This window comes from Pseudomonas sp. 3JA (assembly GCF_036961705.1).
Lineage (GTDB): Bacteria > Pseudomonadota > Gammaproteobacteria > Pseudomonadales > Pseudomonadaceae > Aquipseudomonas > Aquipseudomonas fluorescens_Q.
This window is the reverse complement of record NZ_JBAMDJ010000054.1, coordinates 17,392-37,718: the sequence shown is the minus strand read 5'-3', so window position 1 is coordinate 37,718 and position 20,327 is coordinate 17,392. Positions and strand designations below refer to the sequence as shown.

Here is a 20,327-nt window from a genome sequence, read left to right as displayed (position 1 = left end):
CCCCACAAAAGCATCCCGGTCGACCAACCGATTTGCGCTTGAAACTGACACTGATTCGAGGCATTCCCTTGACCCGCGCCGTGCCCAATTCCCGTGGCGAGGGAGCTTGCTCCCGCTGGGCCGCGCAGCGGCCCTAAAACCCGGCAACGCTGTGGATCAGGTTGATTGGGTGGGCTTGAGAGGGGGCTGCTACGCAACCCAGCGGGAGCAAGCTCCCTCGCCACAGTCACAACAGCGGATCAAGCCTTGAGGGTCTTCACCCCTTCAGGGGTCCCCAGCAGCAGCACATCAGCAGGACGCGCAGCGAACAAACCGTTGGTGACCACGCCCACGATGGCGTTGATCTGGCTTTCCAGTTCCACCGGGTTAGTGATCTGCAGGTTGTGCACGTCGAGGATGACGTTGCCGTTATCGGTCAGCACGCCTTCGCGATACACCGGGTCGCCACCCAGCTTCACCAGTTCGCGAGCCACATGACTGCGGGCCATCGGGATGACTTCCACGGGCAACGGGAACGCGCCCAGCACCGGCACCAGCTTGCTGGCGTCGGCAATGCAGATGAAGGTCTTGGCCACGGCCGCGACGATCTTCTCGCGAGTCAGGGCCGCGCCGCCGCCCTTGATCAGGTTCAGGTGCGCGTCGCTTTCGTCGGCGCCATCGATGTAGAACTCCAGGTCGCTCACGGTGTTGAGCTCGTACACCGGAATCCCGTGGACCTTGAGGCGCGCGGCGGTGGCTTCGGAGCTGGCGACCGCGCCGTCGAACGCACCCTTGTGTTGCGCCAGCGCGTCGATGAAGCAATTGGCCGTAGAGCCGGTGCCAACCCCGACGACGCTCTTGTCATCCAGCTTCGGGAGGATGAGGTCGACGGCGGCCTGGGCCACGGCCTGTTTGAGTTGATCCTGGGTCATGCGGGCTCCGAAAGCGGGCAGGAAGTAAAGAGGGGCGCGAGTATAACCCAACAAAACCTTGGGATTCGTGTGGTCGCCCAGCTAAAAGCCGGGTTAGACTCCTTGGCCCTGCCCAACCCGCTCAGTGATGCTTTCCGATGCTTGAACAGTACGTCAAAAAGATCCTCACCTCGCGCGTTTACGACGTTGCCGTAGAAACCCCGCTGCAGTCCGCTCGCCAGCTCTCCGAGCGGCTGGGCAACAGCATCTTGCTCAAGCGCGAAGACTTGCAGCCGGTGTTCTCGTTCAAGATTCGCGGGGCCTACAACAAGCTGACCCAGCTCAGCGACGAAGAGCGCGCCCGCGGCGTGGTCACCGCTTCGGCAGGCAACCATGCCCAGGGCCTGGCCCTGGCGGCCAAGGTACTGGGGGTCAAGGCCACCATCGTGATGCCCAAGACCACCCCGGAAATCAAGGTCGAAGGCGTGCGCTCACGTGGCGGCAAGGTGGTGCTGCACGGTGACTCGTTCCCCGAAGCCCTGGCCTACTCGCTGAAACTGGTCGACGAAAAAGGCTACGTCTACATCCACCCGTATGACGATCCCCACACCATTGCCGGGCAGGGCACCGTGGCGATGGAAATCCTGCGTCAGCACCCGGGGCGCCTGGATGCGATCTTCGTCCCGGTGGGCGGTGGCGGGCTGATTTCCGGGATCGCGGCCTACGTGAAGTACCTGCGCCCGGACATCAAGATCATCGGCGTCGAGCCGGACGACTCCAATTGCCTGCAAGCGGCCATGGCCGCTGGCGAGCGCGTGGTCCTGCCGACCGTGGGGCTGTTCGCCGACGGCGTCGCCGTGGCACAGATCGGCCAGCACACCTTCGACATCTGCAAGCATTACGTGGACGAAGTGATCACCGTCAGCACCGACGAGATCTGCGCTGCGATCAAGGATATCTACGACGATACCCGCTCGATCACCGAACCTGCCGGCGCGTTGGGCGTGGCCGGGATCAAGAAATACGTCGAGTCGCGGGGTGTCAGTGGCCAGACCCTGGTGGCCATCGACTCCGGCGCCAACGTCAACTTCGACCGCTTGCGCCACGTTGCCGAACGCGCCGAACTGGGCGAGGGCCGCGAAGCGATCATCGCCGTGACCATCCCCGAGCAGCCGGGCAGTTTCAAGGCGTTCTGTGAAGCCGTCGGCAAGCGCCAGATCACCGAATTCAACTATCGCTACAACACCGGCAGTGAGGCGCACATCTTCGTTGGCGTGCAGACCCACCCGGAAAACGACCCGCGCAGCGCGCTGATCGCCAGCCTGACCGAACAAGGCTTCCCGGTGCTGGACCTGACCGACAATGAACTGGCCAAGTTGCACATTCGCCACATGGTCGGCGGGCATGCGGCCCATGTCATCGACGAAGTGGTGCTGCGCTTCGAATTCCCGGAACGCCCGGGTGCGCTGTTCAACTTCCTCAACAAGCTGGGCGGACGCTGGAACATCTCGATGTTCCACTACCGCAACCATGGCGCGGCGGATGGCCGTGTGGTCGCCGGGCTACAGGTGCCGCACGACGAGCGCCACCTGGTGCCGGCCGCCCTGGAAGAAATCGGCTACCCGTACTGGGATGAAAGCGATAACCCGGCGTATCAGCTGTTCTTGGGGTGAACCTTGTGGCGAGGGAGCTTGCTCCCGCTTGAGTGCGAAGCGCTCACTGCTTTTTTTGGGGCCGCTTCGCGACCCAGCGGGAGCAAGCTCCCTCGCCACAGGGGGGTCTAAGCTGTGCTGGACAAGTCATAAGGAAATCGAACCATGGAAACGTTGACCCTCCTGAAAATCGCCCACGTCGTAGCCACGGTTCTGCTGTTGGCGGGCGCCCTCGGGCTGGCCCTCTGGGTCTGGCGCACGCGCCGCAACGGCGATGCCACGGCGGCGGCACGCACGCTGCAACGTCCGCGACTGTTCGTCTGGCTGGTGATGATCCTGGCATTGGCAAGCCTGCCGTTCACGGGCTGGTGGATGGTGCATCAGGTTGGCTGGTCGCTGGGGCAGACCTGGTTGCTGGCTTCCAGCGTGCTCTACACCGTGGCGGCGCTGGCCGGGTTCTGGTTGGTGGTGCGGCTGAACAAATTGCGCAAGGCGCCGGGAGGCAGCGGGAAGTTCACCTTTGCCCTGGCACTGTTCAGTGTTGTCTGCTTTGTCGTCATTGCGGGGTTGATGGGCGCCAAGCCGGTTTGAGGCGTTAGACCGCGCCGGCTTGCTCGCGATAGCTGTTTCAGCCACGCAGACTGATTACCGGCCAACCCCGCTTGTGGGCCTCCGCCCGAAGATTCGGATCCGGATCCACCGCCACCGGATGCGTCACCACCTCCAGCAGCGCCAGGTCGTTCATCGAATCGCTGTAGAAATAGCTGCCGTCGAGCGAATGCCCGGTCTCTTCCAGCCAACGGTTCAGCCGGGTCACCTTGCCCTCGCGAAAGCACGGGACATCCGTGCTGCGCCCGCTGTAGCGCCCGTCGATCATCTCGCACTCGGTGGCGATCAGGGTTTCGACGCCCAGGCGCTCGGCAATCGGCCCGGTGACAAAGCGGTTAGTGGCGGTGATGATCACCAGCTTGTCGCCAGCGTCACGGTGCTTTTCCAGCAATTCGATGGCCTGGGGCAACACGATCGGCTCGATGCAGTCGCGCATGTAGTCCAGGTGCCACTGGGCCAGCACGTCCATTTCGGTACGACCGAGGATTTCCAGGCAAAAATTCAGGTACTCGGCGTTGTCGAGCTTGCCGGCCAGGTAATCCTGGTAGAACGCGTCGTTGCGTGCCTTGTATGTGACAGCGTCCAGGAAACCGCGCTCGCACAGGTAATCGCCCCACGCGTGGTCGCTGTCGCCGCCCAGCAATGTGTTATCCAAGTCGAATAAAGCCAGCCGCATTGCAGTTACTCGCTGAAAAATCTGAAGAAAGGCGTCCAGAATACGGACTTTTCACAAGAGTGCACATAAGCTAGGCGGGCTCGTTGCTGCTTTCACAACCTTTGTGGAACAATGCGGCGACATGCGTTTGCGAGGTTGTTGCCGTGATCGACCCCGATGGTTTCCGCCCCAATGTGGGGATCATTCTTACGAATGATGCAGGGCAAGTGCTATGGGCTCGCCGTATCAATCAAGACGCCTGGCAGTTTCCTCAGGGCGGGATCAACCCCCAGGAGACGCCGGAAGAGGCCTTGTACCGCGAGTTGAACGAAGAAGTGGGGCTTGAGCGAGAAGATGTCGAAATACTCGCCTGCACCCGCGGCTGGTTGCGCTATCGTTTGCCGCAACGCCTGGTCAGGACGCACAGCCAACCGCTGTGCATCGGCCAGAAGCAGAAATGGTTTCTCCTGCGCCTGATCTCCAACGAGCAGCGGGTGCGGATGGATTTGACCGGTAAACCGGAGTTCGATGGCTGGCGCTGGGTCAGCTATTGGTATCCGTTGGGCCAGGTGGTGACATTCAAGCGCGAAGTGTACCGACGCGCTCTCAAAGAGCTTGCCCCGCGCCTGCTGACGCGCGACTGACGACGGAGTTCGACCCCGAGCCATGCTCAATACGCTGCGCAAGATCGTCCAGGAAGTTAACTCCGCCAAGGATCTCAAGGCGGCGTTGGGGATTATTGTATTGCGTGTCAAAGAGGCCATGGGCAGCCAGGTCTGCTCGGTCTACCTGCTGGATCCCGAGACCAATCGTTTCGTGTTGATGGCCACCGAGGGCTTGAACAAGCGCTCCATCGGCAAAGTCAGCATGGCCCCCAATGAAGGCCTGGTCGGTCTGGTCGGCACACGCGAAGAACCCCTGAACCTCGAAAACGCCGCGGATCACCCGCGCTACCGCTACTTCGCCGAAACCGGCGAAGAACGCTACGCCTCGTTCCTCGGGGCACCGATCATCCACCACCGCCGCGTTGTCGGCGTGTTGGTCATCCAGCAAAAAGAACGCCGCCAGTTCGACGAGGGTGAAGAAGCCTTCCTCGTGACCATGAGCGCGCAACTGGCCGGCGTTATCGCCCACGCCGAGGCCACCGGCTCGATCAGCGGCCTGGGGCGCCAGGGCAAGGGCATCCAGGAAGCCAAGTTCGTCGGCGTGCCGGGTTCACCGGGCGCGGCGGTGGGTACGGCGGTGGTCATGTTGCCACCCGCCGACCTGGACGTGGTGCCGGACAAGGCCATCACCGATATCGACGCCGAGCTGGGCTTGTTCAAGACCGCCATCGAAGGCGTACGCGCCGACATGCGCGCCCTGTCGGCCAAGCTGGCGACGCAGCTGCGCCCTGAAGAGCGCGCGCTGTTCGACGTTTACCTGATGATGCTCGACGATGCCTCCCTGGGCAGCGAAGTGACCACCGTCATCAAGACCGGCCAGTGGGCCCAGGGCGCACTGCGCCAGGTGGTGACCGACCACGTCAACCGTTTCGAACTGATGGACGACGCTTACCTGCGCGAGCGGGCCTCGGACGTCAAGGACCTTGGCCGCCGGTTGCTGGCCTACTTGCAGCAAGAGCGCCAGCAGACCCTGGTCTACCCCGACAACACCATCCTGGTCAGTGAAGAACTCACGCCGGCCATGCTCGGCGAAGTGCCCGAAGGCAAACTGGCGGGACTGGTCTCGGTACTGGGTTCGGGCAACTCCCACGTAGCGATCCTGGCCCGGGCCATGGGCATCCCGACGGTGATGGGCCTGGTGGACCTGCCGTACTCCAAGGTCGACGGCATCCAGATGATCGTCGATGGCTACCACGGCGAGGTCTACACCAACCCCAGCGACGTGCTGCGCAAGCAGTTTGCCGATGTGGTGGAGGAAGAAAAGCAACTGTCCCTGGGACTGGATGCGCTGCGGGACCTGCCGTGCGTGACGCTCGACGGCCACCGCATGCCACTGTGGGTCAACACCGGCCTGCTGGCCGACGTGGCCCGGGCGCAGAAACGTGGCGCCGAGGGCGTGGGCCTGTACCGCACTGAAGTGCCGTTCATGATCAACCAGCGCTTCCCCAGCGAAAAGGAACAGCTGGCGATCTACCGCGAACAACTGGCCGCGTTCCACCCGCAACCGGTGACCATGCGCAGCCTGGACATTGGCGGCGACAAGTCCCTGTCCTACTTCCCGATCAAGGAAGACAACCCGTTCCTCGGCTGGCGCGGCATCCGCGTGACCCTCGACCACCCGGAAATCTTCCTGGTCCAGGCCCGCGCCATGCTCAAGGCCAGTGAGGGCCTGAACAACCTGCGCATCCTGTTACCGATGATCTCCGGCACCCATGAACTGGAAGAGGCCCTGCACCTGATCCACCGGGCCTGGGGCGAAGTGCGCGACGAAGGCACCGATGTGCCGATGCCGCCGATTGGCGTGATGATCGAGATTCCGGCAGCGGTGTACCAGACCAAGGAGTTGGCCCGACAGGTGGACTTCCTGTCGGTGGGCTCCAACGACCTGACCCAGTACCTGCTGGCCGTGGACCGCAACAACCCACGGGTCGCGGATCTGTACGACTACCTTCACCCGGCGGTGCTGCAAGCCTTGCAGAACGTGGTACGTGACGCCCATGCCGAAGGCAAGCCAGTGAGCATCTGCGGCGAAATGGCCGGCGACCCGGCCGCCGCAGTGCTGCTGATGGCGATGGGCTTCGACAGCTTGTCGATGAACGCCACCAACCTGCCGAAAGTGAAGTGGATGCTGCGCCAGATCAACCTCAGCAAGGCCCAGGAATTGCTCGCGGAGGTGATGACCATCGACAACCCGCAAGTGATCCACAGCTCCTTGCAACTGGCGCTGAAGAACCTTGGGTTGGCGCGGATGATCAATCCGGCTTCGAACAAGACGCTCTGACGAGCATTGGTGTGTGTGGCGAGGGAGCTTGCTCCCGCTGGAGTGCGAAGCACTCCCGATTGCGGTGATAGCGATAAGGGCAGTGTCAGCCAACTTGCGACTGCTTCGCGGCCGAGCGGGAGCAAGCTCCCTCGCCACGGGTTATCACAGGCATTCAATGTGCAGCTCCACCTCCCCCAAATGCCCCCCGTGGGGCCCGAAACTGCGCTCGACCATCTGCCGCGTCCCATCGGCATGGACAATCAGTGCCGTACTCGCCCGCGTCCCGTAGGCCGGGCTGGCGATGAACACACTCGATAGCAGCATCTCGGTCGCCACTCCCACCCCGGTATCAGGCAGCTCAGCCACCGGAGCAGGCCGTGGGTCGTTCAGCAGCGTAAGCAGTGCCTCGGGCTGTGGATCGTCCAGCACCTCGCCCAGCGCCGCGCGGGCCTTGAGCAACTTGGGCCATGGCGTGTTCAACCCCGCGTTCGACAAGCCATAGAGCCCCTCGTCCAACCGCTGCGGCTGGGTATCGCGGGCGTTGTGGTGCCACAGCTCGACGCCATCGCCGAGCAACAGGTTGAACCCACCATACTCGCTGGCGCGGGGCACGATTTCGCTCAAATACTCAGTAATCGAAAGATTTCCGGTCAGGAACCGCGCCACCAGTTCGCCGCGCGACTTGAATGCCGGCAACTGGCCCGGGTCACGGATGTTGGTCAGCGCCGCAAAGCGCCCTTCGGCGCCAATGCCAAGCCAGGTGCCGCCGGCCTCCAGGTCGCGACCAGCATGCACATGGGGCGCATCAGGCCACTGGGCAAGGGGCAAGGTCGGCCGGGCGTAGAACTCGTCGCGGTTGGCCGCCACGATCAGCGGCTGGGCATGCCCAGGTCGCCAGGCAAATACGATCAGGCACATCAGGTCGTCCTGTTTAAAATACCCATCCATTGAAGATAGAGCCGAACACAGCCTCTGTGGCGAGGGAGCTTGCTCCCGCTGGGCTACGAAGTAGCCCCAAAATCCAGAGGCCAGTTTTTCAGACCAGTCAGCGGGATTTTATTGGGAGGGCTTCGCCCTCCAGCGGGAGCAAGCTCCCTCGCCACAACAGCAGTTCGCCACCCAATATCTCCAGGGCTCTCAGCCCACTCTACCCAGACATCGCCCCCACATCCATCACCTTCAGTGGAGCCGGGGACCCTGGATCCGTTACCATGCCGCTCTTATTTCGGGGATGGGCGGGGAGAGTCTGGTGGAATTTGTGCTCTATCTGCTGCTCGGCGCCTGCGCCGGTGTGTTGGCCGGGTTGTTCGGCGTGGGGGGCGGGATCATCATCGTCCCGGTGCTGGTGTTCAGTTTCACCCTGCAGGGCTTCGACCCGCAGGTGCTGACGCACCTGGCCGTCGGCACCTCGCTGGCATCGATCATCTTCACCTCGGTCAATGCCGTACGCGAGCATCAACGCAAAGGCGCGGTGCGCTGGCCGGTGTTCGCCTGGATGACCGTCGGCATCCTGATCGGTGCCGGATTCGGCGCGATCACCGCCGAAGCGATTTCCGGCCCGCACCTGCAAAAGATCATCGGCGTGTTCGCCCTGATCGTTGCTCTGCAATTGGCCCTGGATTTCAAGCCCAACGCCAGTCGCAGCGTACCGGGCAAGGCCGGACTGACCCTGGCCGGCACGGTGATCGGCTGGGCCTCGGCGATTTTCGGCATCGGCGGCGGTTCGCTGACCGTGCCGTTCCTGACCTGGCGCAGCGTGCCGATGCAGCAAGCGGTCGCGACCTCATCGGCCTGCGGACTGCCCATCGCCGTGGTCAGTGCACTAAGTTTCATGATTCTGGGCTGGCACGATCCGCTGCTGCCGGCCCATAGTCTCGGTTTTGTGTATTTGCCGGCGTTGCTGGGCATCGCCCTGACCAGCATGGTCTTCGCCCGCTTCGGTGCGCGACTGGCCCATCGCCTGTCGCCGCGCTTGCTCAAGCGGCTGTTCGCCGCCTTGCTATTCTGCGTGGGCTTGAGTTTTCTGTTCTGACGCAATCCTGGCTTAATCCCGAGGTGGCAGCGTCGCCCGGGTATTTTTGACGTTTACGAGGAATATTAATGCTGCCTTACCCGCAGATCGATCCGGTGGCCTTGGCCATCGGCCCGCTGAAAATCCACTGGTACGGCCTGATGTACCTGATCGGCATCGGCGGCGCCTGGTGGCTGGCGTCGCGTCGGCTCAACCGTTTCGACCCGACCTGGAACAAGGAAAAGCTCTCGGACCTGGTGTTCTGGCTGTCCATGGGCGTGATCGTCGGCGGGCGCCTGGGCTACGTGCTGTTCTACGACCTGAGTGCGTACCTGGCCAACCCGACGCTGATCTTTGAAGTCTGGAAGGGTGGCATGTCGTTCCACGGCGGGTTCATCGGCGTAATGCTGGCGGCGTTGTGGTTCGGCAAGCGCAACAACAAATCGTTTTTCGAGCTGATGGACTTCGTCGCGCCGATGGTGCCGATCGGCCTGGGCGCCGGGCGCATCGGCAACTTCATCAATGCCGAATTGTGGGGCAAGCCGACCGACGTGCCGTGGGCGATGATCTTCCCGCCGTTCAGCGACCCGGCGCAGTTGCCGCGCCACCCGTCGCAGCTTTACCAGTTTGCCCTCGAAGGCGTGGCATTGTTCCTGATCCTCTGGCTGTTCTCGCGCAAGCCGCGGCCGACCATGGCGGTGTCGGGCATGTTCGCGCTGTTCTACGGGATCTTCCGTTTCATCGTTGAATTCGTCCGCGTCCCGGACGCCCAGCTCGGCTATCTGGCGTGGAACTGGCTGACCATGGGCCAGGTGTTGTGCTTGCCGATGATCATCGGCGGCCTGGCGTTGATCTGGCTGGCTTATCATCGCGCGCCGGCTGCGGCGGCCAAGGTTTAAAATTCGAACCCCGGGGCGCTGGCCCCGGGTTCAAGGACACAAGGTAACCCATGAAGCAATATCTTGATCTGGTGGCCCACGTCATCAAGAACGGCACCAAGCAGGCCAACCGCACCGGCGTGAACACCATCAGCTTCCCCGGCGCCATGCTGCGCTATGACTTGAAGGACGGCTTCCCGGCCATCACCACCCGCAAGATGGCTTTCAAGTCGGCCATTGGCGAGATGTGCGGTTTTCTCCGTGGCGTGAACAATGCCGCCGAATTCCGCGCCCTGGGCTGCAAGGTCTGGGACCAGAACGCCAACGAAAACGCCCAGTGGCTGGCCAACCCGTTCCGCCAGGGCGACGACGACCTGGGCGAGATCTACGGCGTGCAGTGGCGCAAATGGCCGGCCTACAAACAGATCCCCCTGAGCAACCCGGCGGCCATCGAGCAGACGCTGGCCCAGGGTTATCGGCAGATCGCCGAAGGCGAAGAAAATGGCCAGGCCTACGTGGTGCTGTACAAGGCCATCGACCAGGTTCGCCAATGCGTCGACACCATCATCAAGGACCCGGGCAGCCGGCGCATCCTGTTCCATGGCTGGAACTGTGCCCAGCTCGATGAAATGGCTCTACCGCCGTGCCACCTGCTCTACCAGTTCCACCCGAACGTCGAGACCAAGGAAATCTCCCTGACCCTCTACATCCGCTCCAACGACCTGGGCCTGGGCACGCCGTTCAACCTCACCGAAGGCGCCGCGCTGCTGAGCCTGATCGGTCGCCTGACCGGCTACACGCCGCGCTGGTTCACCTATTTCATCGGCGATGCCCACGTCTACGAAAACCACTTGGACATGCTCAACGAACAGCTCAAGCGCGAGCCGTTCCCGATGCCGAAACTGGTGATTTCCGAGCGCGTGCCGGCGTTTGCCGAGACTGGTGTGTACCAGCCTGAGTGGCTGGAGTTGGTGGAACCGGGCGACTTCTCCCTCGAAGGCTACCAGCACCATGCGCCGATGACCGCGCCGATGGCGGTCTGAGCCACACCACCTCTCTTGATCGCTCCCACGCTCTGCGTCACAGGGACGCGGAGCGTCCCGGGCTGCATTCCCGCGCAGAGCGTGGGAGCGATCAATGGGCTTTCAATGCCCGTGACTGCGCCCCACATGCGAATGCTCCACCTCCGGCGCCACTGCACCACTGACCTCCAGCCGCTGCAAAATCCCGCATTGATCCAGGTCCGGCCCTTCACCACAGCGATGGCGCAGGTCGATCAGTTGCGTCTGCAAGGCCAGCAGGCCGTCGATGCGGGCCTTGACGTGTTGGATGTGCTCGTCGATCAGCGCGTTGACGCTTTCGCACTGGTCCTGGGGGCTGTCGCGCAGGGCCAGGAGGCTGCGGATTTCTTCCAGGGTCATGTCCAGGGTGCGGCAATTGCGGATGAACGTCAGCCGCTCGGCATGGGCCTGGGTGTAGACGCGGTAATTGCCGTCGCTACGGGCCGGTTCCGGCAGCAAGCCTTCGCGCTCGTAGTAGCGGATGGTTTCGACCTGGCAGTCGGTGATTTTCGCCAGTTCTCCGATCTTCATGATGCGGCCTCCCAAATAGGTGCTTGACCCTATAGTGGCTACAGGGTCTTTACTGCGCAACAGGCACTTTTCACGGACGTCACCCGATGAGCGATTCCCTTCACACCCACAAACCCGACCACGGCCATGACCACGGGCATTCCTGCTGCGCCTCGAAAGCGGCGCCAGCGGTGGTCATCCTCGGCAAAACGCCGACGGACGGTGCGCGGCTGAGCAGTTTCCGCATCGAAGCCATGGACTGCCCCACCGAACAGACGCTGATCCAGAACAAGCTCGGCAAGCTTGAAGGCGTGCAGCGACTGGACTTCAACCTGATCAACCGCGTGCTGGGCGTAACCCACGATTTGCCCAGCGACGCGCCGATCATCAAGGCTATCGAATCCTTAGGGATGCAGGCCGAGCCGATGACTCCGGGCAAAGAGAAAGCCTCCCCTGACTTGCCCGCCCCGGCCAAGCCCTGGTGGCCGCTGGCGCTGTCCGGCGTGACAGCCCTGGGCGCCGAGTTGATCCATTTCACCAACGCCGCGCCAAACTGGGTGGTCGCGCTGGTGGCGTTGGTGTCGATCCTCAGTGGCGGCCTGGGTACCTACAAGAAGGGTTGGATCGCCCTGAAGAACCGCAACCTGAACATCAACGCGCTGATGAGCATCGCCGTGACCGGCGCCGTGCTGATCGGCCAATGGCCGGAAGCGGCGATGGTGATGTTCCTGTTCACCGTGGCCGAGCTGATCGAAGCCAAATCCCTCGACCGCGCGCGCAACGCCATCAGCGGCTTGATGCAGATGGCCCCGCAACAGGCCACCGTGCAACAGGCCGATGGCAGCTGGCAGGTGCAGGACGTAAAAGTCATCGCCCTCGGTGCGCGGATACGGCTTCGCCCGGGCGAAAGGGTTGGCCTGGACGGCGACGTGGTCGCCGGTCGTTCGACCATTGACCAGGCACCGATCACGGGCGAGAGCCTGCCGGTGGAAAAAACCATCGGCGACAAGGTGTTCGCCGGCACCATCAACCAGGCCGGCGAGCTGGAATACACCGTCACCGCGGCGGCCGATCACTCCACCCTGGCGCGGATCATCCACGCCGTGGAACAGGCCCAGGGCTCCCGTGCGCCAACCCAGCGCTTCGTCGACCAGTTCTCGAAAATCTACACCCCGGCGGTGTTTGCCTTGGCCCTGGCTGTAGCCATCATCCCACCGCTGTTCATGGGCGCGGCGTGGTTCGACTGGATCTACCGGGCGCTGGTGCTGCTGGTGGTCGCTTGCCCGTGCGCACTGGTGATATCCACCCCCGTGACCATCGTCAGCGGCCTCGCTGCCGCTGCGCGCAAAGGCATCCTGGTCAAGGGCGGCGTGTACCTGGAAGGTGGCTACAAGCTCGACTACCTGGCCCTGGACAAGACTGGCACGCTCACCCACGGCAAGCCGGTGCAAACCGACTATGTGGCGCTGGACCCGAGCGTGGAAACCACCGCTCCAGTCCTGGCCGCCAGCCTCGCCGCCCGCTCCGACCACCCGGTTTCCCGGGCGATTGCCAACGCGGCTGTGGATAAGCAGCTGGCACAGCAGGTTGTGGATAACTTCGAGGCGCTTGCCGGGCGTGGCGTGCGCGGCGACATCGGCGGGCAGACTTATCACCTGGGCAATCACCGCCTCGTGGAAGACCTCGGCCTGTGCTCCCCCGAACTGGAAGAGAAACTCTTCGCCCTGGAAAAACAAGGCAAGTCCGTCGTGCTGCTGCTCGACGCTACAGGCCCCTTGGCGCTGTTTGCCGTGGCCGACACCGTGAAGGACTCCAGCCGCGAAGCCATCCGGCAACTGCATGACCTGGGCATCAAGACCTTGATGCTCACCGGCGACAACGCCCACACCGCCGACGCGATTGCCGCGCAGGTGGGCATGGACCAGGCTCGGGGCGACCTGTTGCCCGAAGACAAGCTGCAAGCCATTGAAGCGTTGTACGCCCAGGGGCACCGCGTCGGCATGGTCGGCGACGGCATCAACGACGCCCCGGCCCTGGCCCGTTCGGAAATCGGTTTCGCCATGGCAGCGGCCGGCACCGACACGGCCATCGAAACCGCCGATGTCGCCTTGATGGACGATGATCTGCGCAAGATCCCGGCTTTCATTCGTCTGTCGCGGCAGACTTCCAGCATCCTGAAACAGAACATTGCCTTGGCGTTGGTGATCAAGGCGATCTTTCTCGGGTTCACCTTCGCCGGGTTCGCCACCATGTGGATGGCGGTGTTCGCCGACATGGGGGTGAGTTTGTTGGTGGTGTTCAATGGGTTGCGGTTGTTGCGCAAGTAAAAGGCCTGGGTGACTGGGCTGGCCTCATCGCGAGCAAGCTCGCTTCCGCAGGATTTCGCTGAAGATCAAGCCCCGCAGAAACCCGTGGCGAGGGAGCTTGCTCCCGCTTGAGTGCGAAGCGCTCATCGCTTATAGGGCTGCTTCGCAGCCCAGCGGGAGCAAGCTCCCTCGCCACAGAAGCAGTGCAAAGCCAGCTCCCGTCGATCAATCGCGCTTCGGCTCGCGGATCTTGTACCAGGCCACATACAGCGCCGGCAGGAACAGCAGCGTCAGTAGGGTGGCGATGATGATCCCTCCGATCATCGCGTAGGCCATCGGCCCCCAGAACACTTCCCGGGCAATCGGGATCATCCCCAGGCTCGCCGCGGCGGCCGTGAGCAGGATCGGCCGGCGCCGGTGTTCGGTGGCCTCCACCACCGCATCCCAGGGCTCGTAGCCGTCACGTTCGTATTCATCGATCTGGGTCACCAGGATCACCGAGTTACGGATGATGATGCCGATCAACGCGAGGATCCCGAGGATCGCCACAAAGCCCATGGGCGTGCCCGTCGGCACCAGCGCCAGCACCACGCCGATCAATCCGAGGGGCGCGACGCTCGCCACCAGGAACAGCTTCTGCACGCTGTGCAACTGAATCATCAGGAAAGTCGCCATCAAGAACAGCATCAACGGCACGACACTGGCAATCGGCCCTTGGGCCTTGCTGCTCTCTTCCACCGTACCGCCCGTGGCGACCTTGTAGCCCACAGGCAGGCCGGCGGCAAACTTGTCGATGGCCGGTTGCAGTTGCTTGACCAGGTCGGTGGGTTGGATCTCGTCGCGCACGGCAGCCTTGATGGTGATGGTGGGCTTGCGGTCACGACGCCACACCAAGGGCTGTTCCAGTTCATAGCGCACCGTGGCGAACGCCAGCAACGGAATCGAGGTGCCGCCCGGGGTGACGATTTGCAGGTTCTGCAGGGTTTCCGGCGAACCGCGCTCGGCATCTTCAGCGCGACCCACCACATCGATCAGGTAGATATCGTCGTTGACCTGGGTCACTGGCGAGCCACTGACGATACTGTTCATCAGCCTGGCCACATCTTCGGAAGACAAGCCCAACTGCCGCGCCTTGTCCTGGGCGATGTCGATGCGCAGCACCTTGCCCGGTTCGTTCCAGTCGTAAATGATTTCGCCAATATGCGAGTTCTTGTCCAGCTCGGTGGCCAGATCGATCGCATGCTTGCGCACCTGGTCGATGTCCTTGCCGCTGACCCGGTACTGAATCGGCCGGCCCACTGGCGGGCCCATTTCCAGGGCTTGCACGTAGCTGCCAATCCCGACGAAATCCTCACGCAGACGCTTTTGCAGGCGCTCGGTGAGGGCCGTGCGCGACTCCAGGCCTTTGCTGACAATCACCAGTTGCGCGTAGTACGGGTTCTGCAGTTGCTGATCCAGCGGCAGGTAAAAGCGAATCGCACCTTCGCCGATGTAGGTGCTCCAGCGCTCGATATCCGGGTCGCCCTTGAGGGTCGCTTCCAGGCGATCGACCGCCCGGCGGGTCTCGTCCATCGAGGCGTTTTGCGGCAGGTTGAGGTCCACCAGGATTTCCGGCCGGTCCGAGGACGGGAAGAACTGGTTCTGCACGAAACGCATGCAAAACACCGACAGCACGAACAGCAACACGGTGATGCCGATGGCCCACCAGCGATTGCGCATCGCCCACAACAGGCCACCGTTGAACGCCCGTCCGATCCGCCCCGGCTCGGCGCTGTGGGGTTTTACGTTGGTGCTGAGGATGTGCACGCCGATCACCGGGGCAAATAACACCGCGACGATCCATGACACCAGCATCGCCACCGCGATGACCGCGAACAGGGTGAAGGTGTACTCACCCGCAGAACTGGCGTTCAGGCCGATGGGCACGAAACCGGCCACGGTCACCAGGGTCCCGGTGAGCATCGGGAATGCCGTCGAGGTATAGGCGAACGTCGCGGCCTGGTCCTTGCTGTCGCCTTTTTCCAGGCGCGTGACCATCATTTCCACGGTGATCATCGCGTCGTCCACCAGCAGGCCGAGGGCGATGATCAACGCACCGAGGGAAATCCGCTGCATGGTGATGCCGCTGTATTCCATGAACAGGAAGACCATCGCCAGTACCAGCGGAATCGAGCAGGCCACCACCAGTCCGGCCCTGACGCCGAGGCTGACGAAGCTGACGACCAGGACGATGATCACCGCCTCGAACAAGGCACTGGTGAAGCCGCCGACCGCCTCTTCCACCACTTCGGCCTGGTCCGACACGGTATGCACGCCAACGCCCACCGGCAGGTCAGCGGTCAGCTCGCTCATGCGCGCATGCAGCGCCTTGCCGAAATCCTGGATGTTGCCGCCCTTCTTCATTGCGATGGCGAGGCCGATGGCCGGTGTACCGTTGAAACGGAACATCGGCGTGGCAGGGTCAACGTAACCGCGGCTGATGTCGGCGATGTCGGCCAGCCGATAGAAGCGGTCATTGAGCCGCAGGTTGACGTTGGCCAGGTCTTTTTCGGATTGGAACTGCCCGGACGTGCGCACGGAAATCCGCTCGGGCCCGGCATCGATCACCCCGGCCGGGGTCACGGCGTTCTGGGTTTGCAGGCTCTGCACGACCTCGCGCTGGTCGATCCCCAGCGCGGCAAGTTTGCGCGTGGAGAAGTTCAGGTAGAGCACTTCGTCCTGCTCGCCCACCATCTCGACCTTGCCCAGGCCCGGGACGTCATGGATCTCGGCGCGCACCTGTTCCACGTAGTCGCGCAACTGGCGCATCGACAGGCCGTCGCCAGTGAAGGCGTACACCGAACCGTAGACATCGCCGAACTCGTCGTTGAACCCGGGCCCTTGCAGGCCGTCAGGAAAATCGCCGCGAATGTCGTTGATCTTCTTGCGCACCTGGTACCAAATCTCGGGAATTTCCTTGGCTGCGGTGGTGTCGAGCAGGTACACGAACACCGTCGATTCTCCCGGTCGGGTGTAGCTTTTGACGTAGTCGAGGGAATCAAGCTCTTCGAGCTTCTTCTCGATGCGGTCGGTGACCTGCCTGAGGGTTTCTTCCTGGGTCGCGCCAGGCCAACGGGTCTGGATGACCATGGTCTTGATCGTGAACGAGGGGTCTTCTTCGCGCCCCAGGTTCATGTACGAAAACACGCCCATCAACAACGCCACGAACATCAGGTACCAGACGAACGACTGATGCCGCAGGGCCCATTCGGACAGATTGAAAGGCCCTTTCATCGTGCATCCTCGTCGAGTTTCACTTTCTGCCCCGGCTGGAGACTGTTCACCCCGGCGCTGACCACGCGATCGCCGGCCTTGATGCCGTTGGCCACCAGAACCGAACTGGCCGAACGTTCGAGAATCCGCACGTCACGGGGGGAGACGGTCTGGCTGTGCGGGTCGACCAGCCAGATCCGCGCCTTGCCGTCGATCTCTTGCAACGCGCTGAGTGGCAGCTCGATGCGCGGTTCGATGGTCGAGCTCAGGGTCACGCTGATGGCCGTGCCCAGGCGAAAACCTGGTGGTGTATCGGCCAATGTCAGGCGCGCGCGGCGGGTACGGGTGGCGCTCTGGGCCTGGGGTTCGATCTCGCGCACGGTGGCGGTGGTGTGGATGCTCGGGTCCATTTGCGCGGTGACTTCGAACACCACGTCCGCGGGCAGCCGGTCGACGAGATCGGCCGGCAGGTCGATCACTGCCTCCTTGATGTCCGGGCGGGCCAGGGTCACCACTTGCTGGCCGGCGGTGACCACCTGCCCGGCTTCGGCATTCCAGGCCGTGACGACGGCGTCGTGGTCGGTGTGCAGTTCGCTGTAGTTGAGCTGGTCGCGGGCCTGCTCCACCGAAGCCCGGGCCTGTTCAAGGGACGCGCCGGTAGTTTTCAAGTCGGTCTGGGCGATGTCCAGTTGCGCCTGGGCACCGACGCCACGGTCGAACAATTGCTGCTGGCGGCGGGCATTGGCCTGGGCATTGATGTACTGCGCCTCGATCCGCGCCAGATCGCCCTGGGCGGCGCGCAATTGGTTCTGCTGGTCGGTAGGGTCGAGCGTGGCAAGCAGGTCGCCCTTCTTCACTTCAGCGCCGACGTCGACATTGCGGCTGGCGATCCGTCCTGGCACGCGGAAACCCACGTTGCTCTCGTAGCGGGCCTGGATATTCCCGGCGAACCGCCCAAGCGCCTGCTGGTCGAGAGCCCTGACTTCAATTGACAACACTGGGCGCACCGGTTCGGGTGGCGCTTCTTCCTGGGAGCAGGCGGCCAGCAAGAGGCCGACCGAGACCATCCATAAACCCTTCATGGCTGGACTCCCGACGTGGTTTTTCCAGAGGTGTTTTCAGCGATCTCGACGCGTACGCCGGGGTGTAGCAATTGCCCGCCCGCGATGATGATTTTCTCACCGCCCTTGAGGCCATCGCTGACGATGACTTTGCCGGTCAGGTAGCGGCCGACGGTCACCGTTTGCAACTGCGCCTTGCCCTCGCTGTCCACCAGCCACACGGCCGGCTCACTGAGGTTCTTGGTCAGGGCCGACCAGGGCAGCTCGAAGGCGGTCTTGCCGGCGGCTTTAGCCGTGGCACTGACCACCGAGCCCAGGCGCATGCCTTCGGGCAGATCATCGAGGGTGACCTTGACCTGCACGGTGCCGGTCTGGGCAGACACCGCCGGGGTGATCTCGCGTACCGTGCCGGTGGTCTTGATGGCGGGGTTATCCAGCAGACTGATGGTGATCGCAGGGTCCGATGGCGGTTCGCTCAACAGCGACTCGTAGATGTTGAACACTGCGTCTCGTTCGCCATCCCGGGCCAAGCTGAAGATCGGCTCCGTCGCCTGCACCACCTGGCCGACTTCCGCCTGGCGCGCGGTGATGATGCCCGGGGCCTCGGCAATCAGTGCGGTGTAGCTCAGTTGTTCGCGGGCGTTGGCCAGTTGGGCCTGGGCAGCGGTCAGCGCACTCTGGCTGCTGCGCAGTTGAGCCTGGGCGGCGTCGTACTCGCTCTGGCTGGTGTAGCCCTTGGGCAAGAGTTTCTGCTGGCGCACGAAGGCCGCCGCACTCTGCTTGACCCGCGCCTGCTCGGCGGCCACCTGGGCCGCTGCGGAGTCGACGTTGGTCTGCAGGTCCCGAGGATCGAGCCGGGCCAGCACTTGCCGGGCCGAAACCCGGGCGCCGACATCGACCTTGCGCTCGATGATCTTGCCACCCACGCGAAACGACAGATCAGCCTGCACCCGCGCCTGGACATCGCCGGTCAAGGTCACCGAAGCGGCGTATTCGCTGGGCACGGCTTGCTGCACGAAAACCCGCGGCAGGGCTTTTTCCACAGGCTTTTCATCGCCGCATCCGGCCAGCAGCACACAGAGGCCCAAGCCGACTACCAGTTTGATTCGGGGACCAGCCATGCAGACTCCTTTGCGCTGTACGGACGTACCAGTGACGATACGACTGTGAGCTTAGAACAGGGTTCAACGAATACAATGGACGCAACAAATCGGGCAAACTGATCACTTCCCTATGGACCCCCAGCAGCTGGAGTCTGCTCATGCTCAAGACCCTGGCGGTGGCCAATTACCGATCCATCAACAAGCTGGTAATCCCCCTGGGCCGGCTGAACCTGATCACCGGTCCCAACGGCAGCGGCAAGTCCAATCTGTACCGCGCCCTACGCCTGTTGGCAGAGACAGCCCAGGGCGGGGTGGTCAACGCCCTGGCCCGCGAAGGCGGACTGGACTCGACCTTCTGGGCCGGGCCGGAAGAAATCAGCCGGCGCATGCGTAACGGCGAGGTGCCGGTCCAGGCGATTGTGCGCCAGGGCACCAAGCGCCTGCGCCTGGGCTTCGCTGGGGAGGACTTCAGCTATTCGATCGCCCTAGGCTTGCCAGAGCCCAGTCGTTCAGCGTTTTCACTGGACCCTGAAATCAAGCGCGAATGCATCTGGGCCGGCCCGGTGTTTCGGCCGGCCAGCCTGCTGGTGGACCGCAACGGGCCCATGATCCGTGCCCGCGAAGGCCGCTCCTGGGATGTGCTGGCCCAGCACACGCCGACCTTCGACAGCCTGTTCGACCAGGTCGGCAGCCTGCGCACTTCGCCGGAGGTCTTGCAGATGCGCGAGTTCATTCGGCGCTGGCGCTTCTACGATCATTTTCGCAGCGATGCCGACGCCCCGGTGCGCCAACCGCAACTGGGCACCCGCACGCCGGTGCTGCACCACGACGGGCGCGACCTCGCCGCCGCGCTGCAGACGATCCTGGAAATCGGTGACATCGAGGCCTTGCATGCCGCCATCGGCGACGCGTTCCCCGGTGCCCAACTGCACATCGAGAAACTGCAAGGCGGACGTTTCGCTATCGCGTTTCAACAGCATGGCCTGCTGCGCCCGCTGTCCGCTGCCGAACTGTCGGACGGGACCCTGCGCTATCTGCTACTGGTGGCCGCCCTGCTCACACCACGACCACCCTCGCTGATGGTGCTCAACGAACCGGAAACCAGCCTGCACCCCGATCTGTTGCCGGCCTTGGCGCGGCTGATCATCCGGGCTTCAGTCAATTGCCAGGTCTGGGTGGTGTCCCACGCCACGCGCCTGATCGCCGCCCTGGAGCAGGATGAAGACTGCAATTGCATCGTGCTGGAAAAGGAGCTTGGACAGACCGGGATTGTCGGGCAACGGATGTTGGATGAGCCGGCGTGGCATTGGCCGGATTGACTGGCGCCCGATCAACCGGATCGTGAGCAAGCTCGCACAATTAAAACGCGAGCACAAAAAACGCCGACGCTGTATCAGCCGTCGGCGTTTGA

Annotated in this window: 16 protein-coding genes; 9 read left to right on the top strand and 7 right to left on the bottom strand. The window is 63.2% G+C overall.

The genetic code is table 11. From position 1 onward, the window contains the following. Positions 1-239: 239 nt before the first annotated feature. On the bottom strand, positions 240-911 hold the full coding sequence (gene rpiA / locus V7773_RS27750; RefSeq protein WP_336076256.1) for a ribose-5-phosphate isomerase RpiA: 672 nt from the start codon (positions 909-911) through the stop codon (positions 240-242). A 137-nt stretch (positions 912-1,048) separates the two neighbouring features. Here rpiA and ilvA point away from each other — a divergent pair, with 137 nt between their 5' ends. Both ilvA and V7773_RS27740 read left to right on the top strand, forming a co-directional pair. Next, the gene (gene ilvA / locus V7773_RS27745; RefSeq protein ID WP_336076255.1) at positions 1,049-2,563 is read left to right on the top strand and encodes a threonine ammonia-lyase, biosynthetic; all 1,515 of its coding nucleotides are present in this window, start codon (positions 1,049-1,051) and stop codon (positions 2,561-2,563) included. A gap of 144 nt (positions 2,564-2,707) precedes the next feature. Next, positions 2,708-3,133 (top strand): DUF2269 family protein, encoded by a 426-nt coding sequence (locus V7773_RS27740; protein ID WP_336076254.1) that lies wholly within the window; start codon positions 2,708-2,710, stop codon positions 3,131-3,133. 37 nt (positions 3,134-3,170) lie between these two features. On the opposite strand, the gene V7773_RS27735 is transcribed toward V7773_RS27740, so the two are convergent. Next, the gene (locus V7773_RS27735; protein WP_063323447.1) at positions 3,171-3,827 is read right to left on the bottom strand and encodes an HAD family hydrolase; all 657 of its coding nucleotides are present in this window, start codon (positions 3,825-3,827) and stop codon (positions 3,171-3,173) included. Positions 3,828-3,970: 143 nt separating this feature from the next. Between V7773_RS27735 and V7773_RS27730 the strand changes: the two genes are divergently transcribed. Together V7773_RS27730 and ptsP are read left to right on the top strand one after the other, a co-directional pair. Next, positions 3,971-4,450 carry an RNA pyrophosphohydrolase gene (locus V7773_RS27730; RefSeq protein ID WP_003186867.1) on the top strand — a complete coding sequence of 160 codons (480 nt, stop codon included), beginning with the start codon at positions 3,971-3,973 and terminating at the stop codon, positions 4,448-4,450. Between the two features lie 22 nt (positions 4,451-4,472). After that, positions 4,473-6,752, top strand: coding sequence for a phosphoenolpyruvate--protein phosphotransferase (gene ptsP / locus V7773_RS27725; protein ID WP_063323448.1), 2,280 nt, complete (start codon positions 4,473-4,475; stop codon positions 6,750-6,752). 144 nt (positions 6,753-6,896) lie between these two features. On the opposite strand, the gene V7773_RS27720 is transcribed toward ptsP, so the two are convergent. Continuing rightward, positions 6,897-7,652, bottom strand: a complete 756-nt coding sequence (locus V7773_RS27720; protein ID WP_063323449.1) for an NRDE family protein — start codon at positions 7,650-7,652, stop codon at positions 6,897-6,899. Between the two features lie 331 nt (positions 7,653-7,983). On the opposite strand from V7773_RS27720, the gene V7773_RS27715 reads away from it, so the two are divergent. From V7773_RS27715 to V7773_RS27705, 3 genes are all read left to right on the top strand, one after another. After that, positions 7,984-8,766: a sulfite exporter TauE/SafE family protein gene (locus V7773_RS27715; RefSeq protein WP_057450605.1), complete on the top strand. Its 783-nt coding sequence runs from the start codon at positions 7,984-7,986 to the stop codon at positions 8,764-8,766. Between the two features lie 68 nt (positions 8,767-8,834). Beyond that, positions 8,835-9,644 carry a prolipoprotein diacylglyceryl transferase gene (lgt, locus tag V7773_RS27710; RefSeq protein WP_053117240.1) on the top strand — a complete coding sequence of 270 codons (810 nt, stop codon included), beginning with the start codon at positions 8,835-8,837 and terminating at the stop codon, positions 9,642-9,644. 50 nt (positions 9,645-9,694) lie between these two features. Next, positions 9,695-10,666: a thymidylate synthase gene (locus tag V7773_RS27705; protein WP_336076253.1), complete on the top strand. Its 972-nt coding sequence runs from the start codon at positions 9,695-9,697 to the stop codon at positions 10,664-10,666. A gap of 102 nt (positions 10,667-10,768) precedes the next feature. Here V7773_RS27705 and cadR read toward each other — a convergent pair whose 3' ends face one another. Then, positions 10,769-11,215 carry a Cd(II)/Pb(II)-responsive transcriptional regulator gene (gene cadR / locus V7773_RS27700; RefSeq protein ID WP_003196623.1) on the bottom strand — a complete coding sequence of 149 codons (447 nt, stop codon included), beginning with the start codon at positions 11,213-11,215 and terminating at the stop codon, positions 10,769-10,771. A gap of 86 nt (positions 11,216-11,301) precedes the next feature. Between cadR and V7773_RS27695 the strand changes: the two genes are divergently transcribed. Beyond that, positions 11,302-13,521 (top strand): heavy metal translocating P-type ATPase, encoded by a 2,220-nt coding sequence (locus V7773_RS27695; protein WP_336076252.1) that lies wholly within the window; start codon positions 11,302-11,304, stop codon positions 13,519-13,521. Between the two features lie 204 nt (positions 13,522-13,725). On the opposite strand, the gene V7773_RS27690 is transcribed toward V7773_RS27695, so the two are convergent. Genes V7773_RS27690 through V7773_RS27680 form a run of 3 tightly spaced genes read right to left on the bottom strand, consistent with a single transcriptional unit; the run spans position 13,726 to position 18,934 of the window. Beyond that, positions 13,726-16,773 carry an efflux RND transporter permease subunit gene (locus V7773_RS27690; protein ID WP_336076251.1) on the bottom strand — a complete coding sequence of 1,016 codons (3,048 nt, stop codon included), beginning with the start codon at positions 16,771-16,773 and terminating at the stop codon, positions 13,726-13,728. Continuing rightward, positions 16,770-17,834, bottom strand: coding sequence for an efflux RND transporter periplasmic adaptor subunit (locus tag V7773_RS27685; protein WP_092222206.1), 1,065 nt, complete (start codon positions 17,832-17,834; stop codon positions 16,770-16,772). The genes V7773_RS27690 and V7773_RS27685 overlap by 4 nt, the downstream gene beginning before the upstream one ends. After that, entirely contained in the window at positions 17,831-18,934 is a 1,104-nt protein-coding gene (locus V7773_RS27680; RefSeq protein WP_092146611.1) for an efflux RND transporter periplasmic adaptor subunit, read from the bottom strand. Before V7773_RS27680 ends, V7773_RS27685 begins: the two co-directional genes overlap by 4 nt. A 140-nt stretch (positions 18,935-19,074) precedes the next feature. Between V7773_RS27680 and V7773_RS27675 the strand changes: the two genes are divergently transcribed. Next, the gene (locus V7773_RS27675) at positions 19,075-20,235 is read left to right on the top strand and encodes an AAA family ATPase (protein WP_092222202.1); all 1,161 of its coding nucleotides are present in this window, start codon (positions 19,075-19,077) and stop codon (positions 20,233-20,235) included. Positions 20,236-20,327: the final 92 nt, after the last annotated feature.